10 protein-coding genes and 1 pseudogene are annotated in these 15,338 nt (G+C 70.9%); 2 read left to right on the forward strand and 9 right to left on the reverse strand.

Features of this window, described 5'->3' with window-relative positions; translation table 11 throughout:
* Positions 1–4: 4 nt before the first annotated feature.
* Positions 5–1,498, forward strand: a complete 1,494-nt coding sequence (locus Q7W82_RS02130; RefSeq protein ID WP_242159097.1) for an AAA family ATPase — start codon at positions 5–7, stop codon at positions 1,496–1,498.
* Between the two features lie 296 nt (positions 1,499–1,794).
* Here Q7W82_RS02130 and Q7W82_RS02135 read toward each other — a convergent pair whose 3' ends face one another.
* Positions 1,795–2,709, reverse strand: coding sequence for an AEC family transporter (locus tag Q7W82_RS02135; protein ID WP_242159096.1), 915 nt, complete (start codon positions 2,707–2,709; stop codon positions 1,795–1,797).
* Between the two features lie 325 nt (positions 2,710–3,034).
* Entirely contained in the window at positions 3,035–3,646 is a 612-nt protein-coding gene (locus Q7W82_RS02140; protein ID WP_242159270.1) for a tetratricopeptide repeat protein, read from the reverse strand.
* A 190-nt stretch (positions 3,647–3,836) separates the two neighbouring features.
* Between Q7W82_RS02140 and Q7W82_RS02145 the strand changes: the two genes are divergently transcribed.
* Positions 3,837–7,559: an indolepyruvate ferredoxin oxidoreductase family protein gene (locus tag Q7W82_RS02145; protein WP_242159095.1), complete on the forward strand. Its 3,723-nt coding sequence runs from the start codon at positions 3,837–3,839 to the stop codon at positions 7,557–7,559.
* Between the two features lie 413 nt (positions 7,560–7,972).
* On the opposite strand, the gene Q7W82_RS02150 is transcribed toward Q7W82_RS02145, so the two are convergent.
* The 7 genes and pseudogenes from Q7W82_RS02150 to Q7W82_RS02180 all read right to left on the reverse strand — a co-directional run bounded on the left by Q7W82_RS02150 (position 7,973) and on the right by Q7W82_RS02180 (position 15,192).
* On the reverse strand, positions 7,973–8,755 hold the full coding sequence (locus Q7W82_RS02150; protein ID WP_242159094.1) for a hypothetical protein: 783 nt from the start codon (positions 8,753–8,755) through the stop codon (positions 7,973–7,975).
* 198 nt (positions 8,756–8,953) lie between these two features.
* Positions 8,954–9,554: pseudogene (locus Q7W82_RS02155) on the reverse strand (DUF938 domain-containing protein).
* Positions 9,555–9,627: 73 nt separating this feature from the next.
* Positions 9,628–10,455, reverse strand: a complete 828-nt coding sequence (locus Q7W82_RS02160) for an NYN domain-containing protein (protein WP_242159093.1) — start codon at positions 10,453–10,455, stop codon at positions 9,628–9,630.
* Positions 10,456–10,557: 102 nt separating this feature from the next.
* A complete protein-coding gene (locus tag Q7W82_RS02165) occupies positions 10,558–11,685 on the reverse strand; it encodes an alpha/beta hydrolase (RefSeq protein ID WP_242159092.1) in 1,128 nt (375 codons plus the stop codon).
* Positions 11,686–11,790: 105 nt separating this feature from the next.
* Complete coding sequence (locus tag Q7W82_RS02170; protein ID WP_242159091.1) at positions 11,791–12,606, reverse strand: EcsC family protein; 816 nt, start codon at positions 12,604–12,606, stop codon at positions 11,791–11,793.
* 126 nt (positions 12,607–12,732) lie between these two features.
* The gene (locus Q7W82_RS02175) at positions 12,733–14,127 is read right to left on the reverse strand and encodes an MFS transporter (protein WP_242159090.1); all 1,395 of its coding nucleotides are present in this window, start codon (positions 14,125–14,127) and stop codon (positions 12,733–12,735) included.
* A gap of 159 nt (positions 14,128–14,286) precedes the next feature.
* Positions 14,287–15,192 (reverse strand): DUF4424 family protein, encoded by a 906-nt coding sequence (locus tag Q7W82_RS02180; RefSeq protein WP_242159089.1) that lies wholly within the window; start codon positions 15,190–15,192, stop codon positions 14,287–14,289.
* Positions 15,193–15,338 lie beyond the last annotated feature (146 nt).

A 15,338-nucleotide genomic window follows, 5' to 3' on the forward strand; every position in this document is an offset into this window, starting at 1 on the left:
TGCCATGAGCGAATTGCAGGACCTGGTCGCGCTGATCCGCGCCAACACGCCCCTGATCGTGATCGAGACGCAGGAAGAGGCGCGCATCGTCGACCTGTTCCGGCAGGCCTTGATGCAGGTCTGGCGCGCCCTGCACCGCTGGTCGATCACCGAGGGCCTGCGCCGCATCGACCTGGACCGCGAGGACCCGCCGAGCGGGCCGCCGGACGCCAGCGCGGTGCTGCAGGCGATCAAGCAGGCCGATCAGCGCGGCATCTACCTGTTGCTCGACGTCACTCCGTACCTGGGCTATGCCAGCCACCAGCGCCTGCTGCGCGACATCGTCGAGCGCCGCCATTGCCAGCCGCACGTGCTGGTACTGATCGGCACGCGCATCGAACTGCCGCCCGAACTCGAGGCGCTGGCCACCCGCTTCAATCCGCGCCTGCCCGATGCCAACGCGCTGCTGAAGATGGTGCAGGAGGAAGCGCAGGGCTACGCACGCGAGTTCGGCGGACGCCGGGTCGAGGTCGACGGCGAGGCGGTCAAGCAGATCCTGCGCAACCTGCGCGGGCTCAGCCTGATCGACGCGCGGCGCATCGCCCGGCAACTGATCTACGCCGATGGCGCGCTCACCGCATCCGACCTGCCGCAACTGGCCAAGCTCAAGTTCGAACTGCTCAACCGCAGCGGCCACCTGCAGTACGACAACGATGCCACGCGCTTCGAGGACGTGGCCGGTGCGCGCCGGCTCAAGCAGTGGATCGCGCAGCGCCGCGCGGTGTTCGCCGGCACCGCACCGCCGGGGTTGGACCCGCCCAAGGGCGTGCTGCTGCTCGGTGTGCAGGGCTGCGGCAAGTCGATGCTGGCCAAGGCCACCGCGGCCGGGTTCGGCGTGCCGCTGCTGCGCCTGGACATGGGCGCGCTGTACGCCAAGTACCACGGCGAGACCGAGAAGAACCTGCGCGACGCGCTGGCCGCGGTCGAGCAACTGGCGCCGTGCGTGCTGTGGATGGACGAGATCGAGAAGGGCCTGGCCAGCGGCGGCGAGGACGGCGGCGTGTCGCGGCGCGTGCTCGGCACGCTGCTGACCTGGATGGCCGAACGCGGCAACGCCGACGGCAGCGCCGGGGTGTTCATCGTCGCCACCGCCAACCAGGTGCACGAGCTGCCGGCGGAACTGCTGCGCAAGGGCCGCTTCGACGAGATCTTCTTCGTCGACCTGCCCGATCCGCAGGCCCGGGTGGAGCTGTTGCGCCTGCACCTGACCCGGCGGCAACTGCACGCGGATGCGTTCGCGCTGTCGGCGCTGGCCGCGGCGGCGGACGGGTTTTCCGGTGCGGAGATCGAACAGGCGATCGTCTCCGGGCTGTACGCCGCCCACGCCGAACAGCGGCCGCTGGACACCGAGCTGCTGATGCAGGAAATCCGCGGTACGCGGCCGCTGTCGGTGCTGATGGCCGAACAGGTGCAGGCGCTGCGCAGTTGGGCCAGCGGGCGGACGGTGCCGGCGGATTAGCGGCGGGCGTTTCAGTTGCGGCGTGGTGAGGCTGTGTAGGAGCGGCTTCAGCCGCGACCAGGCGCTATCTGTCGCTTCCGGTGTCGGTTGCGACTGCTCCTGTTTTCATGAGGCTGCGCCCGACCCTCACCCCACCCCCTCTCCCGGGGGAGAGGGGCTAGCGGCTTCTCCCTTCTCCCATCGGGAGAAGGTGCCCCGCAGGGGCGGATGAGGGTACGGATGCGCACGCAATGCCGACGAGGCGCCGCCCTTCCGCCCCGACGCCATGCCGCGCGACGCCAGGCGTCGCGCCGCCACTACCGCAACGCCCCCAACACCCACGCCCAGGCCGGCAAGGTGACCAGCGACAGCAGGATGCCGTAGCCGACCAGGGCCGCGGCCAGGCGCGGGGCGAGGCGATGCGAGATCGCCAGCAGCGCGGCGGTGATCATGGTCGGCATCGCCGACTCCAGCACGTTGGCCTGCAGCGCCTGCCCGCGCAGGCCCAGCGCCAACGACAGCGGCCAGGCCAGGGCGGGCAACAGCAGCAGCTTCAAGACCAGGCCAGCGGCGAGCGGCGCCAGTTCCTCGCGCGGCAGCCGCAACTGGATCGAGAAGCCCACCGCTAGCATCACCAGCGGCAGCATCGCGTCGGCCAGGTGCTGCAGGCCGGAGGCGATCCAGGCCGGCGGCTGCGCCGGCATCAGGGTCAGCGCGAACGCCAGCGCCCACAGCGGCGGGAAACGCGCCATGCGTAACAAGGTCTGCCGCGGCGACGGCGGCGCCTCGCCGCTGTAGCGCGCCAGCACGTACAGGCCGAAGCTGGACAGCAGCACGAAGGTGCCGAACTGGTCATAGACGACCGCATACGGCAAGGCCGCTTCGCCGAGCAGTGCGCGCACCATCGGGTAGCCGATGAAGCTGGAATTGGCCAGCGCCACGCACAGCAGCAGCACCGCCTGCTGCTCGCGGCGCAGCCGCAGCGGCCCGCGCAAGGCCAGCATCGCCAGCACGCTCACGCCGGTCAGCAGCCATGGGGTCAGCATCAGCCCGAGCAGGTCCAGGTTGAACTGCAGGCGCGGCACGTAGATCAGCACCGAGGCGGGCAGGCACAGGTACAGCACCACGCCGTTGAGCACTTCGGTGGTGTTGGCCGGCAATACGCGCAGGCGCGCGAACAGCTTGCCGAGCGCCAGCATGGCCAGAATCAGGGCAAAGGCATCGAAGGCCATCGCGACAACGCAACTCGACGAGAATCGGCCCGCATCATCGCATGCGCTGTGTGGACGCGATGGAGGCGCGGCCGCCGCGGCCGCGCCGACGTGCCGGCGCGTGGCAGATCAACGATGGCGATCGTGATCCGCCACGCGCGGGGCATGCCGGCCCACCAGCGCCGCGTCGGCAGCGCCTGCGCGGGCCGCACCACGCACGGTGCGACGCGTTGGCGTTGCGCCTCAAACGGCAGGAAACGCGAAGGCGACAGCCGCATCGCCTTCGACGCAGGCCTCGACGCGCGCCCTGCCCTGCCCTGCCGCGGCGGGCGCGCTGCGCGCCGGCTCAGGGCCAGGCGGGCGGCGCGGCCTTCCAGGCGGCCTGCACCTCGGCCAGGGTGGCGCGCTCGTCGTCGCGCCAGGTCGGCAGCAGCGCGGCGAAATCGGCGCCGGCGCCCCACTTGTCCGGCCAGGTGCGTGCCGCCGCGGCGTACCACTTCACCGCCTCGTCCTTGCGCTGCAACCGCCACAGTGCCAGCGCCAGGGTCGGCGGGATCCAGTCCGGTGCCGCCGGGCGGCCGTTGACCAGGGCGCTCCACTCGTTCAACGCGCGCCCCGGGTCGCCGGCGCGCAGCAGGTCCCAGCCGTAGTTCCACTGCACCTGGCGCCGCTGCATGCCGGCGGGCAGGCCATGCAGCGCCGCCTGGTACAACTGTTCGCCCAGTTCCCGGCGGCCACCGGCCATGGCGATGCCGGCCAGTTGCGCCCGTGCCTCGTTGGCGTCGGGGTTGCGCTGCACGGTGCTGGCCAGGCGATCGACCAGGGCCTCGCCGCTGCCGGCGATGGCGGTCACCGGACGCGTGGTGCTGCGGTCTTCGTCGAAATAGAACTCTTTCGGTGCCGGCAATGCCTGCGCCCGCACGCTGGCCGCGGTGGCCAGACCGATGCAGGCCAGCATCGCGGCCACTGCGTATGTGTATGCCTTCACTGCTGCAATCCCCTGGAGTGATCCCCTCACCCAGGTCCCATCCTACCGTGCCCGCGCCGCCGTGGACGAGAACGAGCGCAAAAATCGCCGCTGATACAATCGGGGCGATCGCGCGCGGCAGGCGCTGCGCGCCCGCCAGCCTTCCATTTCCGGGCAAGCCATGAACCGCATCGCCGATCCGCGTCCGTCGTCCTCCCTCGCCGCAGCGGCTGCCGACGGCGTGGATACCGGCTATACGCTGGAAGACAAGTACACCCGCACCGATGGCCGCATCTATCTGTCCGGCGTGCAGGCGCTGGTGCGACTGCCGCTGATGCAGCAGCTGCGCGACCGCGCCGCCGGGCTGAACACCGGCGGCTTCGTCAGCGGCTACCGCGGCAGCCCGCTGGGCGGGTTCGACCTGGAACTGTGGCGCGCGCGCAAGCACCTGGACGCGGCCAAGGTGGTGTTCAAGCCCGGGCTCAACGAGGACCTGGGCGCGACCATGGTCTGGGGCACGCAGCAGACCAATCTCTTCCCCGGCGCGCGCGTGGATGGCGTGTACGCCATGTGGTACGGCAAGGGCCCGGGCGTAGACCGCTGCGGCGACGTGTTCAAGCACGGCAACGCCGCCGGCACCTCGCGCCACGGCGGCGTGCTGGCGCTGGCCGCCGACGACCATGCCTGCCGCAGCTCGACCCTGCCGCACGGCTCGGAGGACGAGTTCGTCAGCGCGATGATGCCGGTGCTCAATCCGGCCGGCGTGCAGGACATCCTCGACATGGGCCTGCTCGGCTGGGCGATGAGCCGCTACACCGGGCGCTGGATCGGCTTCAAGACCATCGCCGAGACGGTGGAATCCTCGGCCTCGGTGCAGGTGGATCCGTTCGCGCGGCAGATCGTGCTGCCGGAGGATTTCGAACTGCCGCCGGGCGGCCTCAACATCCGCTGGCCGGATCCGCCGCTGGACCAGGAGATGCGCCTGCACCGCTACGCCGTGCGCGCCGCGCAGGCCTTCGCCCGCGCCAACGGCATCGACCGGACGGTGATGGATGCGCCGCAGGCGCGGCTGGGCATCGTCACCACCGGCAAGAGCTACCTGGACGTGCTGCAGGCGCTGGAATACCTGGGCCTGGACGCCGACGCCTGCGCGCGCATCGGCATCCGCGTGTACAAGGTGGGCATGACCTGGCCGCTGGAGCCGCTGGGCATCGCCGCGTTCGCGCGCGGGCTGCAGGACATCGTCGTGGTGGAGGAGAAGAAGGCCTTCATCGAGCGGCAGATGAAGGAGCAGTTCTACAACTGGCCGGCCAGCGCCGGCCCGCGCCCGAGCGTCGTCGGCAAGTACGACGAGGCCGGCGAATGGATCCTGCCGTCCACCGGCGAACTGACCCCGGCCACCATCGCCGGGGTGATCGGCAAGCGCATCCTGCGCCTGCCGCAGTCCGCTGCGCTCGACACCGCGTCGATCGAGCAGCGGCTGCGCTGGATGGAGGCCAAGGAAGCGGAAATGGCGCTGCCGCGCGCCAACTTCCCGCGTGTGCCGCACTACTGCTCCGGCTGCCCGCACAACACCTCCACGGTGGTGCCGGAGGGATCGCGGGCGATGGCCGGCATCGGCTGCCACTACATGGTGACGTGGATGGACCGCGCCACCGACACCTTCACCCACATGGGCGGCGAAGGCGTCACCTGGGCCGGGCAGGCGCCGTTCACCGACACCCCGCACGTGTTCCAGAACCTGGGCGACGGCACCTATTTCCACAGCGGCTCGCTGGCGATCCGCCAGTCGATCGCCGCTGGCGTCAACATCACCTACAAGATCCTCTACAACGACGCGGTGGCGATGACCGGCGGGCAGCCGGTGGACGGCACCCTCAGCGTGCCCGACATCGCCCGACAGATGCGTGCCGAAGGCGTGCACACCATCGCCCTGGTCAGCGACGACATCGGCAAGTGGACGCGGCGCCGCGAGCTGTTCCCCAGCGACGTGGACTTCCACGACCGCAGCGAGCTGGACGCGGTGCAGCGGCGCCTGCGCGAGGTCAAGGGCACCAGCGTGCTGATCTACGACCAGACCTGCGCCACCGAGAAGCGGCGCCGGCGCAAGCGCGGCAAGCTGCCCGATCCGCCCAAGCGCGTGCTGGTCAACTCGCTGGTCTGCGAAGGCTGCGGCGACTGCGGCGAGAAGAGCTTCTGCGTGTCGGTGCTGCCGAAGGAGACCGAGTACGGGCGCAAGCGCCAGATCGACCAGTCCAGCTGCAACAAGGACTATTCCTGCGTGTCCGGGTTCTGCCCCAGCTTCGTCACCGTGCACGGCGGGCAGCCGCGCAAGGGCCGCAAGGCCGAGGCCGCGGCGCTGCTGGAGCAGCTGCCGGCGCCGAGCTTCCGCAGCGACCTGCGCCAGCCCTGGAACATCCTCATCACCGGCGTCGGCGGCACCGGCGTGGTCACCATCGGCGCGCTGCTGGGCATGGCCGGACACCTGGAGGGCAAGGGCGCCAGCGTGCTCGACCAGACCGGCCTGGCGCAGAAGGGCGGCGCCGTCACCACGCATATCCGCATCGCGCGGCAGCCGGAGGACCTGCACGCGGTGCGCATCGCCGCCGGCGAGGCCGACCTGGTGCTGGGCTGCGACATGGTGGTGGTCAACGACTACTGGGCGCTGTCCAAGGTGCGTGGCGATCGCTCGCAGGTGGTGCTCAACAGCTACGAGGCGATGCCCGGCACCTTCACCACGCATCCGGACATGCGGTTCCCCGCCGCCGAGATCATTGCCGGCGTGCGCCTGGCGCTGGGCGGGCGCGACCCGCTGCTGCTCGACGCCACGCAACTGGCCACCGCGCTGCTCGGCGACGCCATTGCCAGCAACCTGTTCATGCTCGGCTACGCCTGGCAGCAAGGCCTGGTGCCGCTGTCGCACGCGGCGCTGATGCGCGCGATCGAACTCAACGGCGCAGCGGTGGCGATGAACCAGCAGGCGTTCGCCTGGGGCCGCCTGGCGGCGCTGGACCTGCCGGCGGTGCGACGCGCGGCGGGTCTCGCCGATCCGACCGCGGATGAGGGCGAACGCCAGGCGCTGGGCCTGCAGCAGCTGCCGCCGGGCGAGTGGGAGGGCCACGAGGCGGGCGCCAGCGCCGCGCCGCGCAATCCGCCCAATCCGCGTCCGGCACGCGAGCTGCCGGCCGCCGCCGACAGCGGCGACACCGGCCACGCGCCGCTGGACGACAGCCGCCTGTCGCGCTCGCTGCACGAACTGGTCGCGCGCCGCCATGCCTTCCTGGTCGACTACCAGGACGCCGCCTACGCCACACGCTACACCGCGCTGGTGGAGCGCGTGCGCGCCGCCGAGCAGCGCGTGGCCCCGGCCTCGACCGCGCTGACCGAAGCGGTGGCGCGTTATGCGTTCAAGCTGATGGCCTACAAGGACGAGTACGAAGTGGCGCGGCTGTACACCAGCGGCGCGTTCGCGCAGCAGGTGCAGGCACAGTTCGAGGGCGACTACCGGCTGCGCTTCCACCTGGCGCCGCCGCTGTTTGCGAAGAAGGACGAACACGGCCGGCTGCGCAAGCGCGAATACGGCCCGTGGATGTTCACCGCGTTCAAGTGGCTGGCCAAGCTGCGGCGGCTGCGCGGCGGTGCCTTCGACGTGTTCGGCTACAGCGCCGAGCGGCGCGGCGAACGGCAGTTGATCGCCGACTACGTCGCCACCGTGGACGAACTGCTGCAGCGGCTGCAGGCGGACAACCTGGCGCTGGCGGTGCAGATCGCCAGCATCCCGGAACATATCCGCGGCTACGGCCACGTCAAGGAAGCGCACCTGCACGACGCCAAGCAGCGCGAAGCGCGGCTGTTGGCGACCTGGCGCAATCCCAAGGCGCTGCATATCGTGCAGGCGGCCTGAGGCAGCCAGTCACGTCGGCATCGCCGTGGGTGGCGGTGCCGGTCGTGGCGATGACGCAGGCCGCGGGATGCTTGGTGTGCGGCGTAAATAGCGTCGCGGCTGAAGCCGCTCCTACAACACCATTATCCGCTTTGCGTAGGAGCGGCTTCAGCCGCGACCTCGGATGTCGTCATCGCGCCGGACTGCCGAATGACTTCCGGGGAACATCTTTGGACCACTGCCCGTGTGGCAGGGTCGTAGCGTGGCCCTGATTCTCGGGTACCGGAAGCACTGCGCGTCGGGACTGAAGTCCCTCCCACAGAAAACACTCCCGCATACGGCGCAGCGGCCGCGCATATCCGGCCGCTGCGCCGACGGAAGGCGCAATTCAATCGGGCGCCGCTGGCGGCAACCCGATCGAACGCGTGTCGACGTCAGACCCGCGGATCGGGCGGATTGCCGCGGCCAGGGCGATCGTAGCGATCCGAATCGAAGGCTTCGCGCACGGCGGCCTTGGCCTGCGCCCAGCTCAGCCGCGAGCGGTCCTTGACGCGCTCCCAGCCGCTTTCCAGATCCGATTCCAGGCGGTCGTCCCAGACGCGATCGCGGTAGCGGCTGCGCGCCTGCACGCCATAGCGGTAGGCCGGGCGGTAGTCGTCGTAGCTGCTGTCGGTGCCGCGGTAGTCCACGGTGTCGAAGCGCTCGGCGTAGTAGCGGTCGCTGTCCTCGTAGGTGCGGTAGGTGGCGTCGGCGCGCTCCCAGGAGTCGCGCGCGGCCAGTCGCGCCTCGTCCCACTCCAGGCGCGAGTCGCCGCGGCGCGTGCCCCAGTCATGCGACAGTTCGCGCTCGTGTTCGTCCCAGGTGCGCGAGGGATACTGCTCGCGCGCCTGCAGGCCCAGGCCGTAGGCCGCGGCATAGTCGCGGTCGTAGTCGTAATCGGCCTTGGCGTAGTCGCGGTTGCGGTACTCCTCGCGCCAGTAGGCGTCCTCGCCGGTGGGGTCGATGCGCTCGGCCACGCCCTTGCCCGCGGCCGCGCCGGCGACCACGCCCACCGCTGCGCCGATCAGGGTGCCGAGCGGCCCGAATACGGTGCCGGCCAGTGCGCCCGCGGCCACGCCGCCGGCGGTGCCGCCGATGCCGACGCCGACCGGATGCGAACCCGGGGTGCCAGAAATCGGGTCGCGATTGAGATCGCGGGCTTTGTCGTTGTTGTCCATGGGAACGCTCCGTGGCGAAGGAAGGAAGCACCGGCCGCAGGCCCGTTCGGCGGCGGCAGGTGTCTGCGCACAGTCGCAAGCGCGCGGTGAATCCATCGTGGCACCACGGTGAACCCGCCATGAGGGCAATGGTGCGTCTTCGTCACCTGGAAGCAACGCGCGGCCGACGGATCGATCGCACGCGGTGATCAGCCACGCCTAGCCGCGGCGCCAGACCAGGCAGCGATTGTTGGCCGGCATCGCCACGTCGTCCTGCAGCACCAGCCCCTGTGCCTGCGCCAGCGCATCCACCGCCTCGGCATCGCGGATGCCGCTGGCCGGGTCGCGCGCCTTCAGCCACGCATCGAAGTCGCGATTGCTGTCGCTGGTGAAGGTGCCCGTAATTGAATGGGCCGTACACGGCCAGCAAAGCGTCGCTGCTGTTCGCCAACAACGAGCCGACCCCGGCGAAGAACGCCTGCACCGCGTCCCAACCCATGATGTGCAAGGTGTTCGCGGTGAACACCGCATCGTAGCCGCCGCGCGGCCATGGCCCTTCACGCACGTCCAGCGCCAGCACCGGCGGCGTGTTCGGCAGCGCCGCCGCTTCCAGCCACTGCGCGATGCCGGGCAGGTGCTCGGCGCGCTCGCTGCATTGCCAACTCAAATGCGGCAGCGCCGCGGCGAAATGCACCGCATGCTGGCCGGTGCCGCTGCCGATCTCCAGCACGCGGCGGCGGTCGGCGAACTGGCGCTGCAGCACCTGCAGGATCGGATCGCGGTTGCGGTCGCAGGAGGGGGCGTAGGGTCGATCGCTCATCGTGTCGTGCACCTGGGTGCGCCGGGCAGTGCCGCGACGCCACACCGCGGCGCGTGCGGTAGCGACAGGCGGCTCATCCGCGCGAGCGCACGAAGATGCGCTTGCCGCCACCTTCGTTGCCGCGCTCCTCCAGTTCGAAGTGCGACGACAGCCGGCGCAGCAGGTCGCTGAGCTTCTTGTGGCCGTACAGGCGCGGATCGAAATCCGGCCGCACCTTGTTCAGATAGCTGCCGACGCTGCCGAGTCCGGCCCAGCCCTGGTCGTCGGAGGCTTCCTCGATCGCCTGCCGCAGCAGGGTCAGTGGCGCCGCGGCCTTGGTCTCGGTCGGCACGGGCGCCGGCTCGGGTTTGGCCGGCGTCGTGGCGGGCTTCTTGCGGCCCTTGGCCGCCGGCTTGGCGGCCGCGGCAGCGGGCTTGGCCGGCTCGGCGGCACTGGCCTCGCTGCGCAGCACTTCGGTGTAGATGAACTTGTCGCAGGCCTGCACGAACGCATCCGGGGTCTTGCGCTCGCCGAACCCATACACCGTCGGCCCCTCCTCGCGCAGGCGCTGCGCCAGGCGGGTGAAGTCGCTGTCGCTGGAGACCAGGCAGAAGCCGTCGAAGCGACCGGTGTAGAGCAGGTCCATCGCGTCGATGATCAGCGAGCTGTCGGTGGCGTTCTTGCCGCTGGTGTAGGCGAACTGCTGCACCGGGCTGATCGAGTGCTTCAGCAGGGCCTGCTTCCACTGGGTCATGCGCGTGCTGGTGAAATCGCCGTAGATGCGCTTGACGCTGGCCACGCCGTACTTGGCGACCTCGGCAAGCAGGCCTTCGATCACCGACGGCTGCGCATTGTCGGCGTCGATCAGCACCGCCAGCCGCGGCTGGTCGTCGTCGCTGTCGGAACGGTGGCGGGTTTTCATGGCAAAGCACCTGGCAGGAAACGGGGTTGAAGGCGGCCGCAGGGCAGCGGCCGCCACTGTGCCACCGCCACGCCGCGACGGCCAGTCGCGAAGCAGCGCCGCTCAGTCCTGCGCCGCGGCCACCGGCGCCGCTGCCGGCAACGGTGGCAGATCCAGATGCCGGCGGAAGAAGCGCGCGATCACCCGCAGCGCCTGCTGGCTTTCCGGCAACTCGGTGTTCAGATGGAACGCGTGGCCCATGCCGTCCCACACGTGCAGGTCCGCCTCGCGGCCCAGATCGACCAGCCGTGTGTGGGTGTAGGCGACATTGCTCAGTTCCGCCGCGCGCGTGCCGGTGATGAACAGCAGCGGCGGGAACTGCGCCAGCACCGCGTCTGAGAACACCGGCGACACCAGCGGATCGTGGAAGTCCACGCCCTCGCCGTAGTACAGGTCTTCCATGATCGGCAGCGCACCCTGCGCATCGGGCAGCGGTGCGTCGTTCACCGCCGCCACCACGTAGCGCGAATCGCCGCGGTAGCGCGCATCGCCGCCGGCGCAGAACATGCCGGCCGCCGCCGGCATCGGCAGTTTCTCTTTGGCGAACCAGGCCAGCGACTCGCCGGTCAGCACGCCACCGGCCGAGCAGCCGAACAGGCCGATGTGCTGCGGCGCGTAGCGCTTGAGCGCGGCGCGATAGACCGTGGCCACGTCTTCGCTGGCCGCAGGGAAGCGGTGTTCCGGGCCTTGCCGGTAGTCGACGCTGACCACGGTGACGCCGGTCATCGCCGCCACCGGGATCGCCTCCATCATGCCGAACGAGGCCGCGCTGCCCATGACGAAGGCACCGCCATGCAGTTCGATCAGCAGCCGCTGGCGCTGCGCCGGCGAGGCATCGCGTGGCTGCACCAGGGTCACCGGCACGCCGTCCCAGGTGGTCCGCTGCAACGTCACCCCGTAGCGCTCGCGCAGCGGGTCCACCACGGTCTTGGCCCAGGCCTCGGTTTCCGCACGGATGCGCGGCAGTTCGCGGCGCAGCGTGGCGTTGTCCATCTTCGCCAGCGGGTCGCCCTGCGCCATGTCCTTGCGCGCGGCCGCCTGCGCCTGCGGACTGAGGAAGGGCGACAACGGCAGATCGAACGTCGGCATGTGCCGCACGCCATCGTGCGGCGGTGCGGCGTCCGTGGCCCGCGACGCCAGCGGGGTCACGCCCGCGATCAGCGCCAGCAGGCGCACCCCTTGTCTGTACATCGCTCCCATCACGTCCAGGTGCCCTCCACGGCATCGATCGATCGCCGAGGATAGCGGGGCGGCGCACGCGCGACTTTGCACGATCCCGCCGCTTGGCCGATGCGACTAGCGCGACGCGGGCAACGCCTCGTAGGCCTGGCGCACCGCGGCCTCGCCGTAGCGGCGTTCCAGCCGGCGCACGGTGAAGTGGCCGCGCGCCATCGCCTGGAAATGGGCGATGAACACGGTGTTGAGCAGCGCGCCGCTGGCCGCGCCGACCAGCGGCACCGCCTGCGCCGCCAGCTTCTCGCTGACCGTGACCGAGAACTTGGCGGCGATGCGCGACAGCAGCGACACCAGCACCGGTGCGCCCTTGCTGCCCAGGCCATGCGCGGCGATGTACTGCGCGGCAGCGCTGAGTTGCTGCGCCATCGCCGCACGCACCGCGAAGTAGCCCGATTCGCTGCCATCGTCGCGCTGGCTGCGGCCGCCGTGCGCCAGCACCTCCAGGCAGGCCAGCGCGGTGGCCGGGTCGTCCAGGCGCTCGCCCTCGGCGCGGGCGATGTCGGCGATGGAGCGCAGCATCAGGGTGGTGGTCAACGGCAGTTCCACCACCAGCCCGGGCAGGCCGAAGAAGCCGCCGGCGGCGCCGGTCGCCGCCACCGCGGCGCCGTGCAGGCGCGGCCGCGCCCGGTCCGGCGCCTGCCCACGCAGGGTCAGCAGCGCCGAGCGCAGCGCCATCCGCAGCGCACGCTGGCTGACCGCATCGAGGCGCGAGGACAGCATCTTCGGCAGGCGCTTGCTGATCAACGCCTCGATCGGTGCGCCCACCGCATTGGCGATCTTCGCCGCCAGGCCCGGGTGTTCCAGCAGCGCGCGCGCCTGGGCCAGGTCGCGGTGGTCGGCGGCATCCATCACGGGGACGGGCAATAGCGAGGTCATGGCCGAAGCTCGTGGCGAAGGAGGCGACAGCATGCACCGGGCCGCGGCGGCATGGTGTCGAGGCCCGATGACCGGTGCGGGACGTTCAGGAACCGGCCGTGCCTGCGCAGGAGGTGCTAACAGACCCTAGATCCGCTCCAGCGCGCGCTGGTGGGTGCGCGGCCCGAACCGCCCCACCACCGCGGCGGCCAGCACCAGGCTGGCGGCGATGAAACCGAGCACGCCGCGGTGGCCGGTGCGGTCCAGCAGCACGCCGATCAGCAGGCTGCTGGCGGCGGTGGACAGGCGGCTGAAGGAATAGCAGAAGCCCACCGCGCGGGCGCGCAGCGCGGTGGGGAACAATTCGGCCTGGTACCCGTGGTAGGCGAAGCTCATCCAGGCATTGCAGAAGGTCACCGCCGCGCCGCAGGCGATCAGCAGCAGCGGCTGCTGCTGCCAGGCGAACAGCAGGCCGAACAGCACCGCGCCCAGGGCCGACACCACCACCTGCCACTTGTTCTCCCAGCGCTGCGCCACGCCCATCAGCAACAGCGGCGCCAGCGGATAGGCCAGCGAGATGGCGAAGGCGTAGCCGAGCCCGTGCACGCTGTCGGCGCCCTGCCGCGCCAGCAGCGCCGGCAGCCAGTTGCCGAAGCCGAAGAAACCGATCGCCTGGAAGATGTGGAAGCTCACCAGCATCGCCATGCGCCGCCGGTACGGAGGCTGCCACAGCGCCGACAGCTGCGGCGTCGGCACTGGCGTTGCCGATGTCGGCGCCGGTGCCGGCAACGGCTGCCCCAGGTCGGCGGCGCAGCGCGCCTCCAGCCGCTGCAGCACCGCGTCGGCCTCGGCATGCCGGCCCTGCGTGGCCAGCCAGCGCGGCGACTCCGGCAGGCGGCTGCGCAGCCACCACACCGCCAGCGCGAAGCCGCCGCTGAGCAACGCCACCCAGCGCCAGCCGCTCAGGCCCAACGGCGCATGCGGCACCAGCGCCCAGGCGCTCAACGCCACCGCCGGCACCGCCAGGAACTGCACGCAGAACGCCAGCGCGAACGCCGCGCCGCGCATCTGCCGCGGCACCATTTCCGACAGGTAGGTGTCGATGGTGACCAGTTCCACGCCCAGGCCGATGCCGACCACCCCGCGCCACAGGATCACTCCCAGCGCGCTGTGCTGCAGGCCCATCGCCACCGTGGCCACGCTGTACCAGAGCAGGGCGAAGGAGAACACCGCACGGCGCCCGAAACGATCGACCAGCGGGCTGAGCAGGCTCGCGCCGAGGAACAGGCCCAGGAACGTCGCCGCGGCGAACGCGGCCTGGTCGGCGATGCCGAACACGCCGGCCGCGCCCTCGGCGAACACGCCCTCGCGCAGCAGGCCGGGGCTGAGGTAGGCGGTCTGGAACAGATCGAACAGTTCGAAGAAACCGCCCAGCGCCAGCAGCGCGACCAGCCGCCACAGGCTCCGGGTCGGCGGCAGGCGTTCCAGGCGCGCCGCGACCAGGGCGACGGGATCGGAAGCGGCAACGGCGGCATCGCGCATGCGGGCAGGTCCTGGGGGGAGGAAACGCGCCGGCGCATGCTGCCCGATCCAGCGGCACGCGCGCCACCGCGTCGGGCGAAAACTGCCGACCGCGCCGCGTCGGCGTTCAGCGGGATGTCGGCTTCGGCGCGTCCGGCTGCTGCGGGCGCTGGCCGCCGCTCAGCGCAGGAACAGGATGTCCAGGTCGCGGTCGGGCACGAAGTCGCGCTGGCGGAACTCGAACGTCAGGGCATCGGTGCGCTGCAGCTCACCGTCGAAGCACAGGCTGAGCAGGTCGCCCGGCGCACGCTTCTTCAGGGTCACGTGGAAATCCTGGATCGGCCCCTTCCAGTTGGCGCCGGTGCGCAGCACGTAGCGCAGGTTGCTCCACTGCAGGCCGTCGGCGCCGGCACGGCGGCGCATGCGCTGCTGCATGGCAGCGTCCAGGCAGGTGCTTTTGGCGTACTCGCCGATCAGGTCGCTGGCCGGCATCGGCACGCCGGTGGCGACGCTGGGCACGTAGCGGTGGCGGATCGCCACCGCGCCGCCGGCAGGGAAGCGCTGCTGCCAGACGAAGTACTCGCTGAGGGTGAAGCGGGGCTGCCCGTCCGCGTCGAACCAGCGTGCGGGCAGCGGCTTGCGGCCGGCCGGGACGGTGCCGCCCTCGACGTACTCGGCCAGGTCGTCCGGCGTCCAGCCGCTGGCCGCCCACGCGCGGGAGATGTCGTTGCCGTCCAGCTTCGCCACCAGCCGGCGCTCGGTGCGCACCGGCTTGCCGTCCACCCACAGCGTGAAGTCGGTGAGCGCGCTGTGGTCGGCCATGCCGAAGTACATCGGCGGCATCGGGAAGGCGATCGGCACCAGCAGGTCGCGCGTGCTGGTGTTGGTGAACACGTAGTCCACCTGCACCCGGTCCTCGCTGATGAACAGGTCTTCCTTGCTCATGCGGATGTCCGGCTGGCGGATCAGTTCGATGGAGCCATTGGCGTCGCCGATGCTGCTGTCGTTGGCGAAGGCGGCAGCGGCAAACAGCAAGGGCGACAGCAGCAGGGGCAACAGGCGGCGCGGCGAGACGTTGGCGATCATGGCAGTCGGCGGTTGGCGAGACGGGCGCCGCGGCCGCGGCACTGGGCACTGGGCGGGCGCCATGGTAACCGCGGCGACACGGGCGGCCGCATCGCATCTCGCCACCCCCTTTGCTACGGTAGCCGGCGCCGCCACGGGGGAAGGCC

Source organism: Xanthomonas indica, assembly GCF_040529045.1.
GTDB classification, from domain to species: Bacteria; Pseudomonadota; Gammaproteobacteria; order Xanthomonadales; family Xanthomonadaceae; genus Xanthomonas_A; species Xanthomonas_A indica.